This window comes from Shewanella sp. 3_MG-2023 (genome assembly GCF_030548765.1).
Taxonomy (GTDB): Bacteria; Pseudomonadota; Gammaproteobacteria; order Enterobacterales; family Shewanellaceae; genus Shewanella.
Window position 1 is genome coordinate 41516 of the sequence record NZ_JAUOSH010000019.1, and the last position, 25917, is coordinate 67432.

Genomic DNA, 25917 nt, shown 5'->3' on the forward strand with positions numbered 1-25917 from the left:
TTATTCTCACAAAATGGCTAACACATTTTCAGGTGGTCGACCTACTGCAGCTTTGCCGTTTGCAATAGCAATAGGGCGCTCAATTAATTTAGGGGTGTTAATCATGGCGTTGATTAATTGCTCATCGGTTAAATTAACATCCGTAAGGTTTTGTTCTTTGTATTCGGTTTCTTTAGTGCGCATTAGCTCTCTTGGACTGATTGCTAACATGGCTAAAATAGCGCTAATTTCGTCGCTAGAAGGAACGTTTTTTAAATATTCAACAATGTTTATTTGAACATTTTGTGCTTCTAGTAACGCAAGGGTTTGGCGGCTTTTTGAACAGCGAGGGTTATGATAAAGGGTAACAGTTGTCATTAGATTGCTTCTTTTTTATATTTTGGGGCATATTAACAAAAAATCTAAGCAATGGTTAGCTATCTGATAACTTAACTCACCATTGCTTAGCGGTAATTATTTGAGAGCGTCAAGCTCACGTTTAGCTTGTCTAAATTGGCGGATCCTCGCCTCAATTCTGGCAACTTGTAACGATTGGCCTTCTGAGTGGCGATAGGCATAGTTAAGTTGATCAATCGCGCCATCATAATTGGCCGCTAAGGCCATGACTTCAGCATTAGTATAATATTCAAGTGCCTTATTACCCATTTTGCGATAGGCCTGAGTTAAAATTTGATAAGGCAATATATTTTGCTTATCTAGAAATATAAGATCTTCTAATAGCGGAATGGCTTTTTCGGGTTGTTCAGCTTCCACATACACGTTGGCAAGGTTAGCTGAAATTACTTGCGACATAGGTTTAAGCTTATTGTGATGCAATAACATCTCAATGGCGCCGTCAAAATCTTTCTTTTGAACTAACAAATCAGTTTTAGTATCAATATAAAACAGATTGTTTGGCTTATTTGCTAACAAGTCATCGATAATATCTTCTGCTTCAGTAAAGCGTTTCGCTCTAAATAGAGCCAATGCTTTCCCATAAAGTGCAGCACTTTTAAAGCTATAGCTTTCTTTTTTTAGTTGCTGCTCAAACATAGATAAAGCCGCTTGTTCACTGTAACTTGAAAAGCGCACTTGAATACGCGCTTTAGCAAGTTGGTAGTTTAACTGATCAGGGATATATCGATGAGGAAACTGGGTTGCGCGGTTACGGGCATCGGTAATACGTGACTCGGGTAATGGGTGAGTCAGTAGCATTTGCGGTGGCGTAGTAGTAAAGCGATAGCGTATAGCAAGCTTAGAGAAAAAATCGGCGGCGCCATTGGGGTCAAACCCCGCAGCTGCGAGCGTTTGCATGCCAATTCTATCAGCTTCTCTTTCATGTAAACGTGTGTAGTTAATGCGTGATTGTGTAGATAACGCTTGGGTTGTAGCTAACGCTGCCATACCTGCTTGTGGCGCAGCAATGGTTAATAAAATCGCCCCTAACATCCCCACAATAGTAGCAGTAGAACTTTTTTCTTGTGCTTCTAACGAACGGGCTAAGTGACGTTGCGTTACGTGAGTAATTTCATGGGCAAGTACAGAGGCTAATTCGCTTTCTGTGTCGGCATTAAGAAATAAGCCAGTATGTACGCCTACATGGCCTCCGAAAAAAGCAAAGGCGTTAATTTCATCATTTTTTAATAAGAAAAAGTAAAAGGGTGTTTTTACTCCAGTGGCGTGGGCAACCAGTTTATTGCCAAGTTCTGACATATATTGATTCAGCACAGGATCACTAACAATAGGTGCTGATGAACGAATGACCCGCATATAGGCATCGCCATATACCATTTCTTTTTCTAAACTAAAGGTATTGACTGCGGCAGTACCAAGATCGGGAAGATTGTTACTGGCAAAGCTTTTTGCCACACCAGCGGTTAGCATTAAGGCAACTGCAGTTGTTACAACACTTTTTGAGAATTGGGTAAACGATAATTTGCGCAAATGTAACCTTTATTATAATTATTTAAATAGGGTGGTAAGCAATTTAAGCTAAAGCGAATTACTTGTACTTTACTATCCTTGCTAGGATAATGGCTAGAGAATTTTTTAAGCAAATTTATAATGAAATTAATTGATTTAACTGCATATCAATGCCCGTATCCTTTGGTACAAATCAAGTTGGCATTGAAGAAGCTCAAGCTCGGTGAATCGCTATCTTTCAGTATCTCTGACTCTGGTTCACGTCGAGATGTTCCGCAGTTTTTAAAAAAAATGGGTTATCAGCTCAAAATAACTGATGAAAGCCCTAACTCTCTGTCTTTTATGGTTACGAAAGGTAACAATTTAACTGAATAATTAGGCTGACTTAAGATTAGTTAACTCTTAATATGACTCAGTCTTCTGTGACACTGTTTAAGGAACAAAATGCTTTCATTTTTAGGTGATTGGTATAAAGCGCGCTTTAGTGATCCACATGCAATTACATTATTATTTATTTTATTGGGGATCGGGCTATTAATTTATTTTGCTGGTGGCTTACTTGCGCCATTGTTTGTAGCACTCATTTTAGCTTTTTTACTTGAATGGCCTGTGGCGCAAATAGCGAAATTTGGTATTAATCGCACAGTCGGCGCCTCACTGATCTTAGTGTTATTTGTCGGCCTTATGGTATTAGTCGCATTTGGGCTTATCCCTAGCTTATGGCGTCAAGGAGTTGCCTTAGCTACGGACTTACCGATAATGATCGATACCGGGATGCAGTCACTTAAGGCATTAACGGTTGATTACCCACAATATGTCAGCATTGAACAAATTGATGCCATGGTAATAGAGCTTAAAAAGTTAGTTGATACCCAGCATTTATTTGATATAGGCAAACAACTTTTAGGTTACTCTGCCTCGCTACTGGTATTGATGGTATACGTGATTCTAGTGCCGTTATTGGTGTTTTTCTTCTTAAAAGATAAAGATCAGTTACTGAAAAGCAGTAAACGTTTTTTTCCTAATAATCGTGATTTAGCTCGTAAAGTTTGGTTTGAAATGGACCAACAAATTTTCAATTACATTCGCGGAAAAGTGATTGAGATTGTCATCATTGGTACTGTGAGCTACGTATTTTTTGCCATTATGGGACTGCGTTACTCAGCATTGTTAGGGGTGCTAACGGGTTTATCCGTATTGATCCCTTATGTTGGCGCGACACTGGTGACATTACCCATAGCGTTAGTGGCCTTTGTTCAGTGGGGCGTAAGCCCTGAATTTGGTTATGTGATGATTGGTTACGGGATAATCCAAGCCCTTGATGGTAATGTGTTGGTGCCAATATTATTTTCTGATGCAGTGGATTTACACCCAGTGATGATTATTGCCGCGGTGTTGGTTTTTGGCGGCTTATGGGGCGTGTGGGGGGTATTCTTTGCAATTCCATTAGCGTCACTGGTAAAAGCGGTGATTAATGCTTGGCCTAACAGTAGTAATCAAAACAACAGTTTAGCTTTAGATAAAGAGACTTCGTCTGTTTCAAAATCCTAAATAGACACTCAAAACCTGTTAAAACTGAGCCAAGCTACTGCTCTAATTCAACTGGCATAGTTTGTATAAATTTAGAGAAAACTACAAAAAGCGAATGACTACTGCATATAAACAGTGTCATTCGCTTTTTTTATTTTTTTCGATCAAGTCAGGCTAATTTACCAGGGCTGAAGCCTATGAGTCATACCTGATGCATCATAAGGTATTTAAGCCGGTAGTTACTTGAATTACTTGAGTTACTTGTCGTTATCACCCTTATCCGTTGGCGCTTGGTCGGTATTAAGATCTTTTACTGATTCGTCCTCTGCAGCTTTATCAGTTTTAGTTTTTGGCTCACCAAACTGCGGCATTTTAAACTTAGCGCTATATTTTAATACCGCTAAATTACTGGCAATAATACCGACGACTAAAATGATAATAAGCCAAACTTCTAAATCGTTCATGATAATCCTTAACTGGTGTTTTGACCATTAAGTTGCTGATTAATCAACAGCTAAGCGTTGTTCACATTTACGGATATCTTCAGGGGTATCAACTTCTGGTGAGTTGAAAGCGCTGATGGCGATTTTTATCTTATGGCCATATTCAAGGGCTCGTAACTGTTCAAGTTTTTCAAGATTCTCTAAGCGACCGAGGGGCAATTTAGCAAACGCTTTAACAAATTTACTGGTGTAAGCATAAATGCCGATATGCTTGTATACCGCGTAATCCTCACTGTCATTATCACGGCAAAAAGGAATACGAGAACGTGAAAAGTACAGGGCATTAAACTCGTTATCAAAAACCACTTTTACTTGCATAGGGTCATCAATATCTTTGTCTTTATCAATTTTATAACCTAATGTCGCCATTTCGAATTCGCCTGGGTGGCGTTCAAATAAGCTGATCATTTGTTCAATTGAAATAGGGTCAATTAACGGTTGATCCCCTTGTACATTAATCACTAAATCACTGTCGTCCAATCCAAGTATATCAATGGCCTCATTGATGCGATCAGTACCAGAAGCCGCATCAGAGCTGGTCATGACTACTTGACCACCAAAAGACTCAACCGTGTCTTTTATGCGAACATCATCAGTAGCAACGTAGATATTATCTAACCCTTTAGCGAGTGCCGCACGTTCACACACATGCTGTATCATTGGTTTGCCGTTAATGTGTGCCAGTGGTTTACCTGGAAAACGACTTGAGCCATATCTTGCTGGGATTAAAAGAGTAACTTTCATCAATATCCTACTTATCTGAAACGCTAAACAAAGGGGCTACTGAGCCCGAATGTAACTTATGCTTTATTATATACAACCAATTAGCTTAGTCAGCATTTGGTTGTTACCTATTTAGTTTAATCTCTGTAAAGATTATCTGATCTGCAGAGATGGTTCGTTGGCCATATCAACATTTTTACAGCGCATTATTGGCATGCTCACTATTTACCGTGACATCTAAATCTGTAAGTAGTCCGTTATTAATGCCATATATCCAGCCGTGAATGGCAATTTCTTGGCCTCTGTCCCATGCATCTTGAACAATCGTTGTGCTGGTGACATTGGCAACTTGTTCCATAACGTTTAGCTCGCACAAGCGGTCAAAACGTTGTTGTGGGCTAAGTTGTTCTAGGTTTTTGTTGTGTATGCGGTAAATATCACGAATATGACCTAACCAGTTATCAATCAAGCCTAAACGCTCTTTGCTCATAGCCGCTTTTACACCGCCACAGCCATAATGCCCCACAACCATAATATGTTTTACTTTGAGCACTTCCACAGCGTATTGAATGACAGATAAGCAATTAAGGTCGGTATGGATCACCATATTAGCAATATTACGGTGCACAAATACTTCGCCAGGCATCAAGTCGATAATTTGATTTGAAGGTACGCGGCTATCAGAGCAACCGATCCATAAATATTCAGGATTTTGCTGTTGGGCAAGCTGGGCAAAAAATTCAGGATCTTCCTTACTAATGCGTTCAGCCCAGCGGCGATTATTGTCAAAAAGAGGCTTTAATAATTTCATTTATGCTTTATAACCGTTTTTAAGTTTACTCGGACAAACAGGAGTACTGGTTGCACTATAAATTTTTATTATTATATCAGTATATTGCAATGTACTGTTTAATCTATATAAGGTGATGAAAATGCGTAATTATTATAACTTTTAATCAAGTCGTGCAGCTTATTAGCAGTAACATTAGTTGTTTTAGGCTTTATAAAAAAGCGTGTAAAAGCTGGTTGAATTCGTCTGCCTGTTCTTGATTACACATGTGACCAGCGTTACTGATCTGCAGCTGTTTACTGGCGCTAATACAGTCTTGCATTAAATAGGCTTCTAGCGGCGTTCGCAGTTTATTTTGTGAGCCAACGAGGATTAAACATGGCAGGGTGAATTGCTCTGCTAATTCTAAGCTGTCACGTTTATAAAATACTAACGGCGCAAACAAGGCAAGTTGTTCAATGCGTTGAGCTGATAACCCCATTAGCTGTTGGTTAAAGTTAGCCATTAATGTTTGAGAATCATCGGTTGCAGCAAAAAACTGGCTGCTTATCGTATCGGCGAGTGCTTCACTGCACTGTTTAGCTGCGCAAAGCTCATCAATCCATAATTGGTATTTGGCACTATTAACCTGTGGTTCAAAGCCAATAAAACTGTTGGCTAGGACCAATTTTGAAATCGTTTTAGGTTGGGCTAAGACCATTTCTGCTGCAATCGCGCCGCCGCAACCATTACCAATAACCATACACTGATCAATATTTAAATGGGCTAATAAGGATAAGCAATGCTGAGCGACAGTGACCAAAGATGTGGTGCCACTAGGTAGTGCACCTGATTGACCGTGAGCCCATAAATCAACCGCAATACAGCGATGAGATAGGCTAAATAATTCTATTTGCGGCTGCCATTGTTGACAATCACTGAGGAAGCCGTGGATAAACAAGATGACAGGACCTTGGCCTTGATCAATAAAATGTAGCGGTTGTTCATTAATAGCAAAGGTCTGGCTTTGATTAGGCATGAATGGTCTCAATAAAGGTTAACAATATAAAAATAATCTGCGGATACTATGATAAATTCATCAGATCTAGTGTTTGATACTGATTTAACCGGCTTAAAATCACTTCGGCGCATCTGCAATAAAATACACATAGCGGTCAACTAATTCATCGAGTCGATTTATCAGCGCTGATTTTAATGAGATATTAGAATTAGACAACAGTTGTTTGAGGCTTTTGCGATCGTATTGGGCTAAATAAAGGCTAGATTCAGGAAAATAGCTTAAATGCCAAGGTTCTGGACTCACGCCGCTGCGCCCGGCTTGATAAGGTAAATAAAACCCATATTGTTGAGCATGATGTTGCAACCATACTGAAAGGGCGCCGCAAGGGCCATCAATCAAGTATTCGTCACTAATTAATTTTAGTTGTTGCCGATTTATGTTATTGCCATCATAGACATCAATGTCAGTCCCCCAGTGATGGCGTGATGCGCCGGGTAGGGCAGACCAATTTAAAATCGTATCAACAAGTTGATCGTCAGTGAGGTTTTGACAATCCAATACTTGGTTGTTGAGGTCTAAAAGAATCCGTTTCCCTTGGGCTTTCGCGTTCCAAATTGCTGCTTGTTTAGCAAAATTGCGGTGAGCCGAACAAAGCTCAATGGCAATACCATCAAGGACTGCGTGTTGCTGCATTTGGCCAAATGCGTCAGCGGTTTTTTGAGTCAGTAAATGCCCTTGTACAGTGACAAGTTGTGATTCGTCCAGCCCATAAAGGGCTGGATTGCTGATATCAACATTTAGCACAAAAGCTTTTCCAATATAGACTCATAGCATAGGGCTAAGACTTCTAAATCTGAGACTTTCACGCATTCATTGACCTTATGAATGGTCGCATTTACCGGACCTAACTCGATAACCTGTGCGCCTGTTGGTGCAATAAAGCGTCCATCAGAGGTGCCACCTGTTGTTTGAGGATCGGTTTCATAACCAGTGACTTCTAAAATCGCGGCTTTAGTGGCTTCAAGCAAGGGTCCGCCGCCGGTTAGAAAAGGCAGGCCGTTAAACACCCAGTCAATTTCATAATTTAATCCATGGGCATCTAAGATGTTGAGCACGCGTTTAATTAGTTCCTCAGCAGTGACTTCTGTTGAATACCTGAAGTTAAACATCACCTCTAGTTCACCTGGAATGACATTGGACGCACCCGTACCACCATTAATATTGGCTATTTGAAAGCTGGTTGGTGGAAAGAACTCATTGCCATTATCCCAATGCATTTGCGCAAGCTCAGCTAATGCGGGTGAGGCTTTATGGATTGGGTTATCTGCAAGGTGCGGGTAGGCGACATGGCCTTGAATGCCATGAACGGTAAGATTACCGGTTAAGCTGCCTCGACGGCCATTTTTTACAATATCACCTAACTTATGGGTCGATGAAGGCTCGCCAACCAATGACCAGGTGATTTTTTCATTGCGAGCTTCAAGGGTATCAATAACGCGAGTGGTGCCATTGATAAATGGGCCTTCTTCGTCACTGGTGATTAAAAATGCAATAGAGCCTTTATGATCGGGATGCTTAGCCACAAAACGTTCGGTAGCAACAGTCATCGCTGCCAGTGAACCTTTCATATCTGCGGCGCCGCGGCCATGAATATAGTCATCTATAACCGTAGGTTCAAAAGGCGGGGTGTGCCATTTATTTAAATCGCCCGCGGGCACCACATCAGTGTGACCAGCAAAACAAAAAACAGGCGCTTCGGTGCCCCGTCTTGCCCACATATTTGTGGTGTCTTCAAATACCATAGGTTCAATGTTAAACCCAGCAGCTTCAAGGCGCTCAGCCATTAAGGTTTGACAACCTTCATCTAATGGAGTCACAGAAGGGCGTGAGATTAACTCTTTGGTTAATGCTAATACGTCTTGAGTCATTAGTTAAACCACGCTTGATAATCTGCTGCTTTAAAGCCAATAAGGATCTTATTATTTTGAATAAGGACGGGACGCTTAATCAAGGTTGGGTGTTCAACCATCAAGCTGATGGCCTTTTGTTTATCTATGCCGTCTTTTTGGGCATCAGTTAAGGCGCGAAAACTGGTGCTGCGTTTATTGAATAATAATTCCCAGTCGGTTAATTCAGTCCACTGAGTAATGGTTTTGGCATCGATACCTTGTTCTCTAAAATCGTGAAAGCTAAAAGGTTGGTTTTCTGCTTCTAACCACTTACGGGCTTTACGTACGGTATCGCAATTCTTTATTCCGAAAATAACACTACTACTCATTTTTGTTTGATTTCCCAGTATGGTGGTGTGATAGTCATTATGTTGCTGCTAACGTTATAATTCAACGGTAAATATTACGTCTTTCCCAGCAATTACTGCGCCTTGGGCTTTATCTAAATATTGCACATCTTCCATGTTAGCGAGCACTACAGGGGTTAACAGGCTTTCAACTTGATCGGTTAGATAGTCTAAATCAAATTCTAAAATGGGTTCGCCAACTTTAACTTGTTGGCCTTCTTCTGCGAGTCGTTTAAAGCCATTACCGCGCAATTCGACCGTGCCGACCCCAAAATGCACAAATAGCTCGAGTCCTTGGTGTGACTCTATACTGAATGCGTGGTTTGTTTCAAAAATTTTACCTATGGTGCCGTCAATCGGCGCTAGGATGAATTTTCCTGTTGGGTTAATTGCAAGACCATCGCCGACAATTTTTTCGGCAAAAACTACATCCGGTACTTTCTCGATATCAACTAGCTCGCCAGAAATTGGCGCGTAGACTTTGATCCCACCAGTTAAGGTCGGTTGCCCTGATATTAATCTGCGTATACGGCTTAAAAATCCCATTACATGCAGCCTCTTTTATTATGATTATTTCGATGTTTAAAATAGTTAACGATAACACATCGCTATCGCTGTTATTAATTTAACAATTCGTTGAGCTGGTTAATATGACTTAAGGTTAATGCTTGCTCAGCTTGTTGAGTAAACTGGGCGTAATTGCCGTTACAAATAGTGGCTTTTACATCCAATAAACTGGCACTGTTAACGCTTAACTCATCAATGCCTAAACCCACCAGTAGGCTAATGAGTTTGGGTTCGCTGGCCAATTCTCCGCATAAGCAGACTTTGGTTTGATGCGCTTTACACTCATCAACCGCCATTTTGATAAATTTGATCATTGCAGGTGATACGGGGGGATAATCCTTAACCAGCTCAGGGTTACCTCGATCTGCAGCAAGGGTGTATTGGGTTAAATCATTACTACCAATACTGATAAAGTCTAACTTAGGCAATAGGTGGGGTAAATTTAATATTGCAGCAGGTGTTTCAACCATGATGCCAATATTAATCTCACCAAAGCCTTTTTCCTCTTCAATTAATTGCTGCTTACACCAGTCTATGATTTCCAATGCTTGCTCTAATTCTTCTATTTGATTGACCATAGGAAATAATAGCCGAACTCGGCCATGATTAGCGGCCCGTAACACTGCTTTAATTTGAGTACTAAATAGCGATTTATGTTGCAAACTGTAGCGGATCCCGCGTACGCCAAGTGCCGGATTGTCTTCATAATCTTGACTTAGGCAGGGGATTTCTTTATCTGCACCAATATCGAAGGTACGTATGGTCAGCACCTTTCCATTTAAGCTGTGCAGCGCATCGCAGTATAAATGTAACTGTTGTTTTTCATCAGGTACACTATCCACTTGCATGAGTAAAAACTCTGTGCGGAATAAACCGATCCCCGCTGCGCCCGCATCTTGTATTTGGCTAACATCATTTAAACTACTGACATTAGCGAGTAAGCACACAGGATGGCCATCTTGGGTGATACTGTCTTGGTCCACATACTGTTTTAGTGCTTGGCGTCGTTGAGTTTCTTGTGCTGATTTAAGCTGAAGTTGCTGGGTAATTGATTCAGTGGGATTAATGTGTAGCTCACCATTAATACCATCTAAAATAAGTGGGCTACCATCATTTATATTGAAATTGTCAAACTGACAACTTAGTAGTGCTGGAATACCGGCCGCCTTGGCTAAAATAGCAGTATGGCTGGTAAGCCCACCTGTTTTGAGCACTATGCCTTTAATTTTATTGAGTGGAATAGTGGCAAATTCTGCAGGGGTGAGGTCTTCAGCCAGCAAAATGGCATTTTCAGTTAACTTTGAAACATCCCACAGCAAGGTGCCATTAACGGCAGCCATCAGTCTTTTGCCTAAGCAAATAACATCATTACTGCGATTAGCCATATAAGGGTCGTCTAGCTGAGCCAGTTCATCAGCATGTTGAGCAAATACCCGCTCAATGGAAACTTCGGCTGAAAAACGAAAGCGGGTGATATACTTTTTTAGTTCTAAGGCCAAATCATCATCTTGCAGTAACATGATGTCAGCATCTATCAGGCTAAAGTGTTCGCTGTCTACGGCAAGGTGTTGCTGGCAATCAGTTAAATATTGACTTAGGAAGATAATCGCCTTGGTGGCTTTTTCACATTCTTGTGGGATTTGTGCGACAGGCAATAATCTGTAGTCCACCTTTGAGTGGTGCAGATTAATATGAATAGCTTTACCAAATGCTATTCCTGGTGACACTACAATACCTGATACCGCCATATGACTTCCTGTAAATTTTATCCTACTAACTTAAGGTGATGAGTAATTCAGACACTGTCTCAACGGCTTCTTCTGCTTTATCACCTACGGCAAAGACCTTAACTGATTGACCTAAATATAATCCTAAGGTTTGTAATTTAAACAAACTTTTGGCACTGGCCTGTTTACCATTACATTCGACAATGACATCACAGTCAAAGGTTTTTGCCGCTTTTACTAATAAAGCTGCAGGTCGCGTATGAATGCCATGGGGAGCGATAATGGTAACGGTTTTTTCATAATAGATTCTATCGGACATTGAAGTTACGTTCTTAGCATTAATAATACAAATGATAATAACGCAAACCCGCTAGTGTAAGTAGCGAGTTTACGTATTTTTTAGGCTTTAAATTAAAAAAAATTATGTTTTAAACTGACTCAAGGTCTGAGTCACATGTTGGCTGATGTGCTGTAATGACTGCGCGGCTTGGCTATTCGTTTCATTGGATTTAACCGCTACCTCAGTGAGATCTGAAATCGTGGTGATATTACGGCTAATTTCGGCGGTTACATGTGACTGCTCTTCGGTAGCACTGGCAAGTTGCGTGTTCATATCACTGATACTGGCAATCACGGTTAAGATTTCAGTCATGGCTTGTTGCGATTGTATTGCTTTAGTTTGTAATTGCTCAGATTGCAACTGGGTTTCAGTATTACTTTTTATGACATGTTCAACGCCATTGTGGATCTGAGAAATAATTTTATTAATTTCATTGGTAGAGGCTTGGGTACGGGTGGCAAGGGCGCGAACTTCATCGGCAACTACAGCAAAACCGCGACCATTTTCACCGGCCCGCGCAGCTTCAATTGCAGCGTTTAATGCTAATAAATTGGTTTGATCTGCAATGGCGCCAATGGTGTCTAAAATGCTGCTGATTTCAACTGAAGATTTACCTAAATCATGAGTAACGCTTTCAGCATTTTTAAGTTCAGTCACCAGTATTTGGGTTTCATGCACTGTTTGCTGCATAAACTGCTGAGACTGCTGCGCTTGTTGTTTAACGTTGTTGGCACCATCTGCAGCTTGATAGGTGTTTTGCGCCATGTCATTAGTGGTGGCTAACATTTGGTTAACAGCAGTGGCGACACTTTGGGTTTCGCGGTGTATTAGCTCCGCGCTTTGGTTGGATTCTTCCACGGCCACCAATAATTGCTGCGCATCAGTGTCAAGTTCAGTACCTAGTGGTTTTAAGTTGGCCACCATAGTTGAAATTTTTTCGACAAATGCATTAAAGGCATCGGCCATTTTCGCCACTTCGTCATTACCACTGTTGTTTAAGCGCTTAGATAAATCACCTTCACCTTTTGCGATATCTTCCATAGCAGCAATGGCTGCATTAATAGGTGAAGTGATTGATACATTAAGCAGTAAAAAAAAGCCAAAAATTGGGATGGAGATTATCAACATAATAATCAAATAATTAATAATCACACTGCCCATACTCTCATTTACATCAGCGGCGCTTGCTTGAGCGATAATGGTCCAGCCCCATTGAGGATAAAAATGCGCTTCAGCCAAAATTGTTGTAACTTTACTCGAATATCCTTCACTGCCTTGATAATCCAAATGGGCAGTTGTGTTGGTTTTAGCTTCAGTGATTAACTCAACAAAGGGCAGGCTGCCATCAGCTGCAATAAATGACTCTGCGCGGCGGCCCAAATTTGACTCGTTAGCTGGAAAACTGATTACGCTGCCTTCTTGGTTGAATACAATATAGGCATCATCTGTCAGGTAGCGTATATCATTGATAATTGAGAGTGCTTGCTCGGCTAATCTTTGATGATCATTAGTGTTATTATCAACTGTTAGCTTGTTGGCGCTCAGTGCATCAAGCATCGATACCGCCGTGGAAACTTGTGCATCAAGTTGTAGATGTTTTTGCTTTAATAAATTGTTGTACTGCTCATTAATCGAGAAGCTGGCAAAAATGACAGTACCAACAGCTGCTAGGCCTAGCATTATAAAAAGGCGTTTTAAAATTGTTAATTGCCGTAAAAAGGAAATCATTTTTGACCTTTTGTATTTAGGTAAATATTTATGAGTAAAATATTGTCATAAATTGTTATATAAATAACAATTTATGTGGTTTTTTGTGAGCTAATAACGGTTTCGTACAAAATGATACATTTTTAGGTGGGGAAAGGTTTAATTATATTGATCTAAACCATTAAAAATATTTGCTTATATTGAGCATTTGTTGGTGCGGGTATTTATTTTTGCTAATAAAATGTTTTAGCTTTGATTTGTTCAGTGATAAGCCTAAAATGAAGCAATTTTAAAACAAGGCAAACATTGTTATGAATTCTCTGCAAGTCGTTACTACTGATGATATTTTACTCAAGTTATGTCACTCAGTAACCCATGTCCTCTCAAGCACCAGCGACAGTCAAGTGACTCATGCCGGTATGGTGCAAAACATCACTCGCACCTGTTTAAAACCTGATCTTGGCTGTTTTTCTATATTTGATGGTGGTTTTTCTGGCTTAGTGGTGATCAATTTTACCAAAGAAGCGGCTATAGAAATTTACCGTCGCTACATGCTTAACATGGGCATGCCTGAATCTGAACTAGCCATTTCACATACATCTGATGATGTTGCCAATGTGATGGGCGAATTAATGAATCAAATTTTGGGTAATTTCATTAAAACCATTTCTAAGGAATTACAAACCTCTATCAGTCAAAGCCAGCCTAAAATGTTGACTATCAATAAAGAGCTGACTATATCAATCGATACCAATTTAGATGAGGCCGTATCTCGAAGAGTTACCTTTAGAACGGCAGATAATCATATCTTTTATCTTGAATTTGCCATGGATAAAACGGAGTTTATTAAACTTAAAGAGTTTGCCATGGATGAAGATATAGACCCTGATGCTTTAATTGAAAGCCATGGCAATCGTGTTAACAAGCAGGCAGGTTATTTGGCAGCAACAAGTGCTGCAGTTGCTGTTACAAATGAAGCTGATGATCTGTTAAGTGAATTAGGTTTATAAAAGTAATTAAACGGTGATTGTTAATGTCATTTTAGGTATAAACAATAACAGAGTACCTAAAAAACTATAATAAAGGCGTGATGCGAATATGACATCTAAAGCTACTTCAATTGATATTGCTTACAAAGCAGGTGTATCTCAATCGACTGTTTCTCGTGCGCTGAGAAATAGTCCCTTAGTCAATCTTGAAACAAGGCAACGTATTCAAGCTATTGCGAAAGAACTTAACTATAAAGTGGATAAAAACGCCAGTAATTTACGTACTCAAAATAGTTACACGCTGGCATTATTGATTTGTGAAGATCCCACTAACGATGAATCGTTAATCAATCCATTTTTCTTATCGATGCTAGGCTCTATAACCCGTGCTACGGCGCAGCAAGGTTATGATTTGCTGGTATCTTTTCAGCAGCTTTCTAGCGACTGGCATGCCGATTATGAAGACAGTAATAAAGCCGATGGCATTATTTTATTAGGTTATGGCGATTATGTGGATTATGGGCACAAACTACAAAAGCTGCTGGAGCAAAATACCCATTTTGTCATTTGGGGCGCAGAGCCTAACCACAAAGAAGTGTTATCAATTGGCTGTGACAACCAGCAAGGTGGGGTGATAGCCACAGAGCATATTATCTCGTTAAATAAACAAAACATTGCCTTTTTGGGTGATGCATCTGAGCATAGCCCAGAATTTAGAGACCGTTATCTAGGCCATGTTGATGCATTAAAAAAAGTAGGCATTAAAGCCAATAAAAATATTCAGTTTGATGCCATTAGCACTGAAAGCTCAGGTTTTGATGCGGCCATTAATTTATTGGATAGTGGCCATCCATTTGACGCTATTTTTGCCGCCAGTGATTTAATTGCAATTGGTGCGATACGCGCTTTAAAGCAACGGTGTGTGAGGGTACCTGAAGATATTGTTGTGGTTGGCTATGATGATATACCAGTGGCGAGTTTTGCTAATCCGGCGCTGACGACGGTTAGGCAAAATACTAAATTAGCCGGCGAGATCCTGGTAGAAAGTCTGCTAAAACTCATTCGAGGGAAAGAAGTGGCGCCGCAACTTATTCCGACTAATTTAGTGGTGCGTCAATCATGTGGTACTGCAGAGCAAGATCAAAGCTAATCAGATAAATACTGACGGATTCACACTTGACCAGCTATTATTTCATAGCTGGTTTGAAATTATTATGGATAATAATGTGACATTTAAAGGTGTATTTTTGCTGGTCATTGAGACTCGACACTACTGGCGCCAGTTATTTTACTGGCCATTAAGCTGGCTATTGCTCATCCTCTTACTCATCGTACTGCTACTATTTCCACTATCAATTAAAGCCCAAGACCTTGAACCGAGAAGTTACACCAATATTCCTATTGGCATGCACTTTGTTGCCCTTGGATATTTACACTCTGAAGGGGCATTATCGCCATCTCCTTCAGTTCCTCTCAAAGATGCCCAGCTCACACTTGATGCCGCGGTAGTGGGTTATGCCACAAGCTTTGCTATTGCGGGCCGTTCATCAAAACTAGACGTTTCTGCTTCACGAGTTTGTATGAAAGGCAGTGCAAATTACTTGGGCGAATTTGTAGAAGCTGATCGTTGTGGTTATAGTGATCCTAATGTACGGCTAACATGGAACTTTTACGGCGCTCCAGCCGTTGAAAAAAAAGACTTTGGGCAATATCGTGAAGGACTCGTAATGGGGACAAGCTTACAGCTGAGCATTCCTGTTGGTTCTTATGATGAAACCAAATTGATTAATGCTGGTGCCAACCAATGGGTATTTAGACCGGGCATTGGTATGTCTTATAAAGTAGGCGATTGGTATTACAGTGCCATGGGCTCTGTTCGTTTTTATAGCGATAATGATGAGTTTTATAATCAGGTTTTACTTTCAAAAGACCCCCAATATACGTTGCAAGGTCATATTATTTACAGTATTGCTCGTGGCCAATGGTTGTCGTTAAGCGGCAATTATTTTGTTGGTGGTGAAACGGATAAAAATGGTATTGATGCGAATGATAGTCAGGATAATTCGCGTTTTGGATTGACTTACTCATTGGCTTTAAATCAGCAACACAGTATTAAAGTGTATGCCAGTACCGGTGTTATTACCCGTATAGGCAATGATTTTGATACCTTTGGACTTGTTTGGCAATATGCTTTTAACTGATTAGTAGAAACGACAAGGAAGCCATTATGGCGGGTGCAAGCTTATTAGTTTTACTCGATGACATTGCAACAATATTAGATGATGTCGCCGCGATGAGTAAAGTCGCGGCAAGAAAAACCGCAGGGGTATTGGGTGATGATTTAGCGCTTAATGCGCAACAAGTGTCTGGTGTTGCATCAGAGCGTGAGTTACCGGTGGTATGGGCGGTAGCCAAAGGCTCTTTTAGAAACAAATTAATTCTAGTCCCGGCCGCTTTACTCATCAGCGCTTTTATTCCTTGGGCAATAACCCCTTTACTGATGTTTGGCGGCATCTTTTTATGCTATGAAGGCTTTGAAAAGGTGCATCATAGTTATGTACATCGTAAAGATAAAAAAGTGGCCGTGGCAGATGAACAAATTGTTGAAAAATCAAAACAAGATTTGGCCGCATTTGAAAAGAAGAAGGTTCAAGGTGCTATTAGAACTGACTTTGTCCTGTCTGCTGAAATTATAGCGATAAGCCTTGGTGTTGTTTCTCAAAGTAGTTTAATGAGTCAGTTTTTAACCTTAAGTGTAATAGCAATAATTATGACTGTAGGGGTGTATGGCTTAGTGGCTGGCATAGTAAAAATTGATGATCTAGGCCTCTACCTTACCCAAAGAAAAGGTGAGGGCACATTAGTAAAAATATGGCACAAAATCGGTTTTTGGCTACTTGCAGCAGCGCCATATCTAATGAAGGGCTTAACCATTATTGGCACCATTGCGATGTTTATGGTGGGTGGCGGCATTTTAACCCATGGGATTCATATCGTAGGTGAACAAATTAGCCATATCGCTGTAATGGCGGGAGAGTTAGCTTATGTTGGCGTGATACTACAAGCTATTACGCCAAGCTTGTTAAACGCATTATTTGGACTCATTGCTGGTGGTGTCACTTTGCTGTTCATAAATGCTGGCTTAAAATTAAAACAGCAATTGAGTTAGCTTCAGGAGCTTGGTTTCTATATGGCAAATAAAAAAGCATATTGAAATTCAATATGCTTTTTTTTACTAACTTAGCTTTGTAATCATACTCGTTGTTCGATATTAGACGTCAGTGTTAACCGCTTTAGGATTGGCGCCATAATCATTGTCTTCCTTACTATCTAAGCAGAAGAAAACAAGAAGAGCGATAATACCAACTAGTGGAATTAAACCAATTAATAACCACCAACCAGTTCGATCAGTATCATGAAGACGTCTTACAGAAACAGCAATTCCTGGTATTAATACAGCGATAGAATATAGTGAATATATAAAAACCGTGCCTAGAGCTTGATCCGCTAACATCAACACGATGCAGAAAATTAAATTAATTAGACCAAACATCCAATACTCTTTGCGTCTTGCTCGTCCTGAAAAATCAAAATATTGTTTTAAAACCTTCATATACCAATCCATGGGTTGTTCCTTAACCTTGTTTGTTTATTGTTTGGTGTGCAACAATTTGTTGCGAGAATAGTATTAACTACTTTAGTCAGACATACCAACAATTAAGCACGTTTTTTTGGCCTAAGTGCATAAAAAAGCCGCAAATTTTATTTGCGGCTTTTGAATGTATGTAAACCTTTGCGGTTATTTAGCCAGTTTGTCAGCCACGATAGGGTAATAGTCCCATACGGCTTTATCTGTCATAGAGCGAACCAGTTTCACGTATTCTGCGTGTGTCCATGCAAGTGGTGTCGCTGAGTTGGTGCCATCGCCCATCGCGTAGTTATAACGCGTCGGGTTACCCACACCGTCCCAAGCTTGTTCTGGTAACATCATGCCTTCATTGGCAAAGGTTTCCATGCCTTGAACATAGGTGTTTATAAGCGCTTGATGGCTTTCAGTTGTCAGAGTGTCATTGGCTTTAGCTAACGCCAGTTCATAATGACCACGCTCACCGGTAAAGAAAGGCCATACGCGGCCACGTTGGTCTTCAGTATTCCCTTTTTCAGCATAACTTAAACCGCTAGTGATATCTTCGCCATAACCATCGTTACCATAGCGTCTAAAGCCAGGAATTAAACTGCCATCTTTGGCTTTAAATTCGTACTTAACTCTTAGGTTGTGCTCAAGGCTTGTGTCATCAATTAGCATAACGCTGTTTTGAATCACACTGTCATTAGCGACTTTTACGCCGTAACGTACTAACTCTAAAAAACCGCCATCAAGAATGACTCTTTGATCAAGACCCGGTTTGCCATTGTTATCTAATAACTTGTCGGCATTGTTTGGGTTACCATTTGGGCTAATACGAACATAATAAGGTTTATTGTCCTGACTTAGTTCACCCGTTGTTGTCACCATGGTTGATTCAAGACTGGCTTCTAGCTTACGCGCGAGTTGTAAGTATTTATCAGCGTCTTCATCTTTGGCAAGTTTGGCTAAATCACTGGCTGCTACCAGCCCTGCAATCACAGCGGCAGTGGTAGAAGGTGAGAAGCCCGCTTGTTCTTCCCAGCGTTCTTGTTGGGTGCTAGGAGGCGTAATACTGGTGTCATTCCAATCAAGTTTTACATTGCCGCCAGTGACCAAGAATTCTGCCGCAGGTTTAAGCATGTCGCTATACCATTGACTGATTTCTGCATCAGTTAATACGCCCGTTTGCCATAATTTCCAACCAAGCATAATTGGCATTGCCGTTTGATCAAGCTGGACGCCAACCCATTCAATTTCACCATCGACGTGGGTTTTTTGTAAAAACCAGCCAGGTGTACCGACATATTCAGGTGTTTGTTGGCTGACTTGTACTTTCTTTAAATATTCAAAAGCCACTTTTGGGGTTTGTGTGTCACCCATGGCTAAAAATGCCATGGCGCACTGATAAAAATCACGCGGCCATACCGCTTTATAACCGGTGCTACCCACCTTTGCAGAAACACTGTCTCCCCAAGGATTAGACAATGAAGCTATAAGCGCCCCAGCATGGGTTTTATCTTCTTGAGCTTTTAGCACCAGTGCACTGGTATACAGCAATTGACCGTTATCAGTGGTATTAGCACTCATGTCATTTAATACCGGTAACGAACTTAAGTAATCTTTCCAGCCGACATGTTTGTCATCGCCAAGATAAGCACTTAATACCTTGTCATAGCCGCTAGTCAATGTGGCATCGACATTGGCTAAACTGCTTTGCTTATCATGACCAAAGCCGATAGCAATATTCATTTCTAGGGTATTGTTATCTGCTGATTTGCTTAAGGTTGGATATTGAGCAGTAAGCGCAACATTGCCAATAACACTGTTATCACTGCTGGTGCTGTTATAGAGGTTATTGAGCTGACCGTTGTCTTTTAGATCAACTAATCCATCAGATTTACCGACAAAACCGGCACTGGCTTGAGTAAATTCTACATCAGATTTGATGGTCATTACTGATGAGTCAGCATTATTGGTGTATGCCACTAACGCGCCATTTTCAATACTGGCGATATCATTGGCGCCACTATTATCTACATGTGGATTGGCATATAAGTGTGGGGTAATACCATCAGCAAAAGCGGTAAAAATCACTTTCATCATCATGCTGTCACGGTTTGGATCGGTAAAAATATGCTTTTCAATTTGGTACTGACCATTTTTAGCTTTATTGATCACTTTATACGCTAACGATAATGGGCGGCCTTGTTCATCTTGATGTAAATATTCGATGCTACTGATGGTGTCTTGTTTTTCAGTATCAACAAAGCCATCACCAGTAATGATGAACTGCATTTCTTTTAACTGCGCATTGTGGATCAAGCCATACATGGTTTCTGTTAGCACACCTTGGGCTATGGAAAACCAGACTTTGCTGACTGGGTTGTCTGCTGTGCTTTGGTATTGACCGTTTACATAAGGCTCATAAGAGGTGCCAATACCAGTCTTACCAGAAAATGCCCAGGTTGGATCGATACCCGGAGCGCCGGGGGCGACTTGCTTAATGGTGGTGATCTCAGCCGCTGTTTCAATGGTTTGTTCTGGTGCTACTTCAGCGTCAGAGCAGGCTGATAATGCCAGTAATGAACCCGTTACAACAGCAGTATTGATCGCCTTAGCGACAAATGACTTTTTAAAACAAATTGTTTGTGAGTTATTAATATTTAACATTGCGTTCATGAATAACGTTCCCCAAATATTTTTAAATAATTTTTATAACTTAATGAGTTTTTGATTTTCTGTTTAAGCTTGTGAGCTGGGTTGATCGACAAATAACACCGCAATACCGGCAATAATCATAAATACCCCACCAGTGATTAGCGCAAAAATGGGTTCACCATCGAATAAGCCATTTAAAATAACACCTAAAACACTTGCTGCAAGTAACTGTGGAATAACAATAAAGAAGTTAAAAATACCCATAAATACACCCATCTTTTTAGGCGGTAATATGCCTGATAGCATGGCATAAGGTACGGATAAGATAGAGGCCCAAGCGATGCCGACACCAATCATTGGGATCCATAACATTTGTGGGTCTTTAATAAAGTAAAAGCTAATCAGCCCTAGTCCACCGAGTGTTAAGTTGATGGTGTGAGTAAATTTAATCCCTACGGCTTTAGCTAAAAAAGGAATCATCACAGCAGCAAGGGCGGCAAAGCCATTGTATGAAGCGAATAACATCCCGACCCAGTCAGCGCCGTCGTTATAAGCTTGTGAAACAACATCAGAGCTGCCGTAATGATAAGAGGTGACCGCTGAGGTGGTATAAATCCACATGGCGAAGAGTGCAAACCATGAGAAAAATTGTACTATAGCCAGTTGATGCATGGCTTTAGGCATATGAAATAAGTCATCAACGACGTTAAATACCATACCTAAAGCGTCACGTTTTTTACCCTTGACCCCAGCAAGTACCTTAGCGCAATAAAGCTGTAATGGGCCAAAAGCAAAGATGCCAATACTAAGAATAAATAACTGTTTGTCCCAACCGAGTCCATAAACTAACCCAGTAAATATCGCACCAATAGTCATCCAAACCAGTGCTGCTGTTTTATATTGCGTAGCGGTGCGGCTGCGAGTTTCATCAATACGGTCTTCTTGCTTAGCGGTTTGTTCATGTGCATGGAAGGCACTGATTTCTTCTGGCGAATATTCTTTAGAGCTAACAATCGTCCAGCCGACAGCTAAGAATAATACTGCGCCACCAAAGTAGAAGGCATAACGAACTGAGTCGGCAATCTCCCCAGCAGGTGCTGTGTTTGCAACATCAAAGTAATTGGTAAGAATATAAGGCAGTGCAGAGGCAACAACCGCGCCAATGCCGATGAAGAAGCTTTGCATCGCATAGCCTTGAGTGCGTTGACTCTTAGGTAAGTTATCGCCGACAAAAGCACGAAATGGCTCCATAGCGATGTTGATTGATGCATCCATAATCCACAACATACCGGCAGCAATCCACAGAGTAGGAGAGTGCGGCATGACAAATAACGCCAGCGTGGTACAAATTGCGCCAATTAAAAAATACGGGCGACGACGGCCAAGCCCGTTCCAGGTGTTGTCACTTAAATAACCGATAATGGGTTGGACTATGAGTCCAGTCAGCGGAGCAGCTATCCAAAGAATAGGAATTTCGTCAATTTCAGCACCTAGCGTTTGGAAAATACGGCTGACATTGGCATTTTGCAGTGCAAAACCGAATTGGATCCCCAAAAAACCAAAGCACATATTAAAGATTTGCCAAAAGTTGAGTTCTGGCTGCTGACGCTGCTGAGTATTTGTCGATGTTTGACTAATCGTATCGGTAGACATGTATCTTCCTTTTTATAGGTCGTTCAACTTCATGGCTGAACTCTTATTATCACGTTTGCTAATGTACTAGGTAAAAAAATGGCGAATACACATCTCCCTAAGACGGGTATTCGCCAAAGACCTGGTTTGCACTTCAAAAAGGCTGAAGTAAAAAAGGCACTTAAAACCTGACACAATCCGATGAAGGTGATGCGCCAGTAACGACCTAGCCCATTTCATCCACACAAGCAGAGGAGAAATTTAGCAGGTTTCATATTAGCCTTGTGTCGGATTTAGGCACAACCAATTACATACGTATTCATCATTTATGCACAACGAAAGCTGATCATATTTGTAACAGGAAGGGGGTAAATAGCGCATTAACCGATATTTGGTAGGTCAATGTAAATGAACAAAAACCTGATGGCAATGAACACAAAAAGTGAACATTGCAATACATCAGGTTTTATTGGGGTAAAATTGTTGTGTTTTGTCTTTAAAGCGCTTTAAAAGGCTTTAATTTAAGGCTTTAAAACGAATCGCAGTACCACCACTTTTTGCTAATACCAGTGACAGATTGTCTTTCGAAGTCACTTTTGTCGTTTCAATGACGTAATCATATGGGTTGGTTTCCCAGTTCGCTTTATCGCCATCACGATATATTTGTGCTTCATATTGTTGGTTATTATCTAAAAATGATAATACAACATCAAAACTGCGGGCTTGTTCATCAGTGAGTGCGCCAAGATACCAATCATCAGAGTGACGGTCTTTACGCGCAAAGGCAACAAAATCACCGACTTCACCAGCAACCGCAATACTCTCACTCCAATCAGTGGGAACGTCTTGAATAAACTGAAAGGCGTCAAGGCGTTCAACATAATTACGTGGTAAATCCGCCGCCATTTGAATTGGACTATAAAGCACTACATACAAAGCGAGTTGCTTAGTTAATGTTGTTTGCACCCGATTAACCGCATCTAAGCCTTCTGGTGCGAGATTAAATATCCCTGGAGTGAAATCCATTGGCCCTGACAGCATACGAGTAAAAGGTAAAATCGCTGTATGTTCTGGGTTATTGGGCGGAGTTCCCCAAGCGTTAAATTCTTGGCCGCGGGCGCCTTCTCGGGCAATCCAGTTTGGATAGGTGCGGCGCAGACCAGTATCTTTAACGGGTTCGTGAGTATTAATACTAATGCCACGCTTTGCGGCTTCGGTAATACTGTGCAGGTATTCATTCACCATAAACTGGCCATCATGCCATTCATGGCGGGTAATACCGTTTTCATCAACACGCTTGATGTCACCCCCATCTGCCACATAACCCGTTTTGATTTGAGTTACGCCATGCTTTTTATATAAATCATAAGCATCACTCATTTGATTACGGTAATTCGTTACAGAACCTGAGGTTTCATGGTGACCAATTAAGCGCACGTTTTGTTTAGCGCCATATTCACTGACAGCATCAATATCAAAATCATCATATGGCTTGGTAAAATTAAACACATCGCCATTATGGAACCAACTGCCATCCCAGCCGACATTCCAGCCTTCAACTAATACGCCGTCAAAGCCGTACTTAGCAGCAAAGTCCATGTAACGTTTGGTTTCGCTGGTCGTTGCGCCATGTTTATCACCTGAACCCCAAGTATTTTCATTAAGATGCATTCCCCACCAAATCCCAACATACTTACCTGGTTCAACCCACGACACATCACCGAGTTTGTTAGGTTCGTTTAAGTTAAGGATTAAATCTGAATTGAGTAAACCAGTGGCTTTTTCGGCAATTTGAATGGTTCGCCATGGGGTAGTAAATCCAGGTTTAGTTTTGACTAAGATGCCATCAGACCATGGGGTTAAGTCGGCTTTTAAGGTGCCATCACGGCGTTGATCTAATACCATAGCGGCATAATCTGTTAGCGCCGCTTCGTGAATACTTAAATGAGTGTCTGAAGCGAGTTTATAAGTGAAGGGGGTATGAGCACGGTCGACTTTGTTTACCGTGGTGGTGTTATATAAGTATTCGTATCGATTCCAGCCGCGCCCCGGTATCCACCAAGCAGTCGCATTATGGGCATCAGGAATTGAAAACTCAGTTAGTTCATTGGTAATGTTTAAGGCGGATTTTGAGGCAAGGCCTTTTTGTGTTGGCACTTGATATCTAAAGCCTAAACCATCATCAAATACTTTAAATTCTACGATAAAGTGGTAATTGCCGTTACTAAAGCTGGTGGTAAGTTTATTGTGATGATCTTCAATCCATTCACGTTCGCCCCAAGGTTGTTGCCAGCGCGATTGATTGCTGTCAGTGGCAGATTTACTGATCTTAAAACCACTGCCAAATTCTCCCAAAGACTCAAAAACCAAACCCATTCGAGATGCGTTTACTACCTGTTCGCCGTTAAAGGTGACGCTATATTCTGGTCTATCAGCATCATCAGATAAGCTGACGGTAATATTGTTATCTGGCGACGTTATTGAAACGTTTTTAGCACTGACATCGCTAGTGGTAGCTGCTACTGACAAGCCAATAATTATTGATAAGGCCGTAAGCTTAAAACTCATGTTCTGATGAGTGTGTTTTTGACATTGAACTGAACGCTGAAGGCAGTTTGCGGCTGTGGGTATGAGCATGAAGGCTCCATATTGTTGTTATTATTTAATTCTTACATACTAGAGCGCTTGAGCCTTTAGCGGCAATTTATTGCATACGTATTCAAAGGGTGTAGCTCAAAGATGTTTTGAAAGCTTAATTAGGGGCGAGAGGTTAATTCAATTACATAAAATGAGGTTTCATATTATGTAATTATTAAATGTGGATATATAGAAGTGTTATTTGTAATAAATGAAATTACATTGCAATAATTGTAGCTTAAGACTTAAGATGGTTTTTATAAAGATGACTTTATGTTTTTGTTGTAAAGTTTTAAAGTATATTCAAGTTGTGATCATTGTTAATTTCGATTAATGACGCTGTATAAGTCTAAAGTTTTGTTTTGTTTTGAGTTCAATTAAATAAAAAGACATTCGTTTGTTTTTATGATTTAAATTAATTGATGTTTTTAAGACTGTATCAAAACATTTATCAATAAAACCTCAAGGTGAATATTAAGTTAAAAAATAAATTAATTGTGAATATTTTGGTTTGTATGCCGTATTTTTTTAGTCAAGTTATGTGATAATTGAATAACTGCTTCGGCATGGTTTATTAACTGTTGGTCATGGGCTAAATCAACATGGACTGCAAAATCTCTTGCAAGATCTATGATGGCGGATTCCTCTGTAACCAAAGTTTCACCAGTTAAGTTTTTATTAATCAGTATACTAAACCCATTGAAGAATACTGTTAATAAATCTTTTTCAGTCAGTTGTTTAGGGATCACATCAAGTCTTCTATAGTCATGTATGACCATGACTGATAATTTATTGCAGATTGACTCAATTGACTTAGCTGAATTGGATGATTGCAACCAAACTGGCTGTGATTTAAGTGTAACTTCTATTGCGCGACTGAGTTCTGTTGCTCGCCACCTATCTTTAAAGTTCATCAAAAACATTATCAGGCCTTTTAGTTATAAAATTTAAATCCTATTGTGGATGTGTTCAACTAAATTCATAAAAGGGCTACATAGTTTAGATTATATAGCTTGAAAGTTTAATTGAACCTTTAATAAATATTATAACCTGAAATGATGGTGGGGCATAAGCTAAAATGGGTAAAGCATCAAATAGCTTTTGATAAGTTAAAGATATGCTGGTTATGTATAATATTCTCGATTAAGTATTTTAGTTTTTTGTTGTTTATAATTATTCGAAACGATTTAAGTACTAGGGTTACCATTATCTATAACAAAACACCTTAATTTAAATGACGTTTATCCATGGTAAGAATTGCTTTTAACTGACTATTTGAGTAACTAGC

At 40.3% G+C, this 25917-nt stretch carries 24 protein-coding genes; 6 read left to right on the forward strand and 18 right to left on the reverse strand.

Translation table 11 applies throughout. From position 1 onward, the window contains the following. Positions 1 to 6: 6 nt before the first annotated feature. Together arsC and Q4591_RS12160 are read right to left on the reverse strand one after the other, a co-directional pair. Positions 7 to 357, reverse strand: coding sequence for an arsenate reductase (glutaredoxin) (gene arsC, locus Q4591_RS12155; RefSeq protein ID WP_303461210.1), 351 nt, complete (start codon positions 355 to 357; stop codon positions 7 to 9). Between the two features lie 96 nt (positions 358 to 453). After that, positions 454 to 1863, reverse strand: a complete 1410-nt coding sequence (locus tag Q4591_RS12160; protein WP_102476650.1) for a M48 family metalloprotease — start codon at positions 1861 to 1863, stop codon at positions 454 to 456. A gap of 180 nt (positions 1864 to 2043) precedes the next feature. Between Q4591_RS12160 and Q4591_RS12165 the strand changes: the two genes are divergently transcribed. After that, positions 2044 to 2277 (forward strand): sulfurtransferase TusA family protein, encoded by a 234-nt coding sequence (locus Q4591_RS12165; RefSeq protein WP_102437321.1) that lies wholly within the window; start codon positions 2044 to 2046, stop codon positions 2275 to 2277. Positions 2278 to 2346: 69 nt separating this feature from the next. Then, on the forward strand, positions 2347 to 3453 hold the full coding sequence (locus Q4591_RS12170) for an AI-2E family transporter (protein ID WP_102437323.1): 1107 nt from the start codon (positions 2347 to 2349) through the stop codon (positions 3451 to 3453). A gap of 236 nt (positions 3454 to 3689) precedes the next feature. On the opposite strand, the gene Q4591_RS12175 is transcribed toward Q4591_RS12170, so the two are convergent. The 11 genes from Q4591_RS12175 to Q4591_RS12225 form a co-directional block, all read right to left on the reverse strand. Beyond that, on the reverse strand, positions 3690 to 3896 hold the full coding sequence (locus Q4591_RS12175; RefSeq protein WP_102437325.1) for a DUF2897 family protein: 207 nt from the start codon (positions 3894 to 3896) through the stop codon (positions 3690 to 3692). Positions 3897 to 3935: 39 nt separating this feature from the next. Then, positions 3936 to 4679, reverse strand: coding sequence for a 3-deoxy-manno-octulosonate cytidylyltransferase (gene kdsB / locus Q4591_RS12180; protein ID WP_102437327.1), 744 nt, complete (start codon positions 4677 to 4679; stop codon positions 3936 to 3938). 175 nt (positions 4680 to 4854) lie between these two features. Continuing rightward, positions 4855 to 5469 carry a carbonate dehydratase gene (gene can / locus Q4591_RS12185; RefSeq protein WP_102437329.1) on the reverse strand — a complete coding sequence of 205 codons (615 nt, stop codon included), beginning with the start codon at positions 5467 to 5469 and terminating at the stop codon, positions 4855 to 4857. 190 nt (positions 5470 to 5659) lie between these two features. Further along, positions 5660 to 6466, reverse strand: coding sequence for an alpha/beta fold hydrolase (locus Q4591_RS12190; protein ID WP_102437331.1), 807 nt, complete (start codon positions 6464 to 6466; stop codon positions 5660 to 5662). Between the two features lie 99 nt (positions 6467 to 6565). Continuing rightward, the gene (locus Q4591_RS12195; RefSeq protein WP_241904077.1) at positions 6566 to 7252 is read right to left on the reverse strand and encodes a M15 family metallopeptidase; all 687 of its coding nucleotides are present in this window, start codon (positions 7250 to 7252) and stop codon (positions 6566 to 6568) included. After that, positions 7246 to 8376, reverse strand: a complete 1131-nt coding sequence (gene dapE, locus Q4591_RS12200) for a succinyl-diaminopimelate desuccinylase (protein ID WP_303461213.1) — start codon at positions 8374 to 8376, stop codon at positions 7246 to 7248. The genes Q4591_RS12195 and dapE overlap by 7 nt, the downstream gene beginning before the upstream one ends. Then, entirely contained in the window at positions 8376 to 8726 is a 351-nt protein-coding gene (locus Q4591_RS12205) for an arsenate reductase (protein WP_102437335.1), read from the reverse strand. The genes dapE and Q4591_RS12205 overlap by 1 nt, the downstream gene beginning before the upstream one ends. Positions 8727 to 8780: 54 nt before the next feature. After that, entirely contained in the window at positions 8781 to 9290 is a 510-nt protein-coding gene (crr, locus tag Q4591_RS12210; protein WP_102437337.1) for a PTS glucose transporter subunit IIA, read from the reverse strand. A gap of 74 nt (positions 9291 to 9364) precedes the next feature. Further along, on the reverse strand, positions 9365 to 11059 hold the full coding sequence (ptsP, locus tag Q4591_RS12215; protein WP_303461215.1) for a phosphoenolpyruvate--protein phosphotransferase: 1695 nt from the start codon (positions 11057 to 11059) through the stop codon (positions 9365 to 9367). Between the two features lie 25 nt (positions 11060 to 11084). After that, positions 11085 to 11357, reverse strand: a complete 273-nt coding sequence (locus tag Q4591_RS12220) for an HPr family phosphocarrier protein (RefSeq protein ID WP_102437341.1) — start codon at positions 11355 to 11357, stop codon at positions 11085 to 11087. 102 nt (positions 11358 to 11459) lie between these two features. Further along, the gene (locus tag Q4591_RS12225) at positions 11460 to 13106 is read right to left on the reverse strand and encodes a methyl-accepting chemotaxis protein (protein ID WP_303461217.1); all 1647 of its coding nucleotides are present in this window, start codon (positions 13104 to 13106) and stop codon (positions 11460 to 11462) included. A 290-nt stretch (positions 13107 to 13396) separates the two neighbouring features. Between Q4591_RS12225 and Q4591_RS12230 the strand changes: the two genes are divergently transcribed. The 4 genes from Q4591_RS12230 to Q4591_RS12245 all read left to right on the forward strand — a co-directional run bounded on the left by Q4591_RS12230 (position 13397) and on the right by Q4591_RS12245 (position 17243). Next, entirely contained in the window at positions 13397 to 14095 is a 699-nt protein-coding gene (locus Q4591_RS12230; RefSeq protein WP_102476631.1) for a DUF3334 family protein, read from the forward strand. An 88-nt stretch (positions 14096 to 14183) separates the two neighbouring features. Continuing rightward, positions 14184 to 15224, forward strand: a complete 1041-nt coding sequence (locus tag Q4591_RS12235; protein ID WP_102476632.1) for a LacI family DNA-binding transcriptional regulator — start codon at positions 14184 to 14186, stop codon at positions 15222 to 15224. Positions 15225 to 15300: 76 nt separating this feature from the next. Beyond that, complete coding sequence (locus Q4591_RS12240) at positions 15301 to 16275, forward strand: transporter (protein WP_303461219.1); 975 nt, start codon at positions 15301 to 15303, stop codon at positions 16273 to 16275. A gap of 26 nt (positions 16276 to 16301) precedes the next feature. Then, positions 16302 to 17243, forward strand: a complete 942-nt coding sequence (locus Q4591_RS12245) for a DUF808 domain-containing protein (RefSeq protein ID WP_303461221.1) — start codon at positions 16302 to 16304, stop codon at positions 17241 to 17243. Between the two features lie 102 nt (positions 17244 to 17345). On the opposite strand, the gene Q4591_RS12250 is transcribed toward Q4591_RS12245, so the two are convergent. The 5 genes from Q4591_RS12250 to Q4591_RS12270 form a co-directional block, all read right to left on the reverse strand. Beyond that, entirely contained in the window at positions 17346 to 17699 is a 354-nt protein-coding gene (locus tag Q4591_RS12250; protein WP_303461223.1) for a DUF805 domain-containing protein, read from the reverse strand. Positions 17700 to 17873: 174 nt separating this feature from the next. Next, positions 17874 to 20372 (reverse strand): glycoside hydrolase family 15 protein, encoded by a 2499-nt coding sequence (locus tag Q4591_RS12255; protein ID WP_303461255.1) that lies wholly within the window; start codon positions 20370 to 20372, stop codon positions 17874 to 17876. A 72-nt stretch (positions 20373 to 20444) separates the two neighbouring features. Continuing rightward, a complete protein-coding gene (locus Q4591_RS12260) occupies positions 20445 to 22013 on the reverse strand; it encodes an MFS transporter (RefSeq protein WP_303461225.1) in 1569 nt (522 codons plus the stop codon). 495 nt (positions 22014 to 22508) lie between these two features. Next, a complete protein-coding gene (locus tag Q4591_RS12265; protein WP_303461256.1) occupies positions 22509 to 24560 on the reverse strand; it encodes a glycoside hydrolase family 97 protein in 2052 nt (683 codons plus the stop codon). 560 nt (positions 24561 to 25120) lie between these two features. Next, positions 25121 to 25552, reverse strand: coding sequence for a hypothetical protein (locus Q4591_RS12270; protein ID WP_102476637.1), 432 nt, complete (start codon positions 25550 to 25552; stop codon positions 25121 to 25123). Positions 25553 to 25917: the final 365 nt, after the last annotated feature.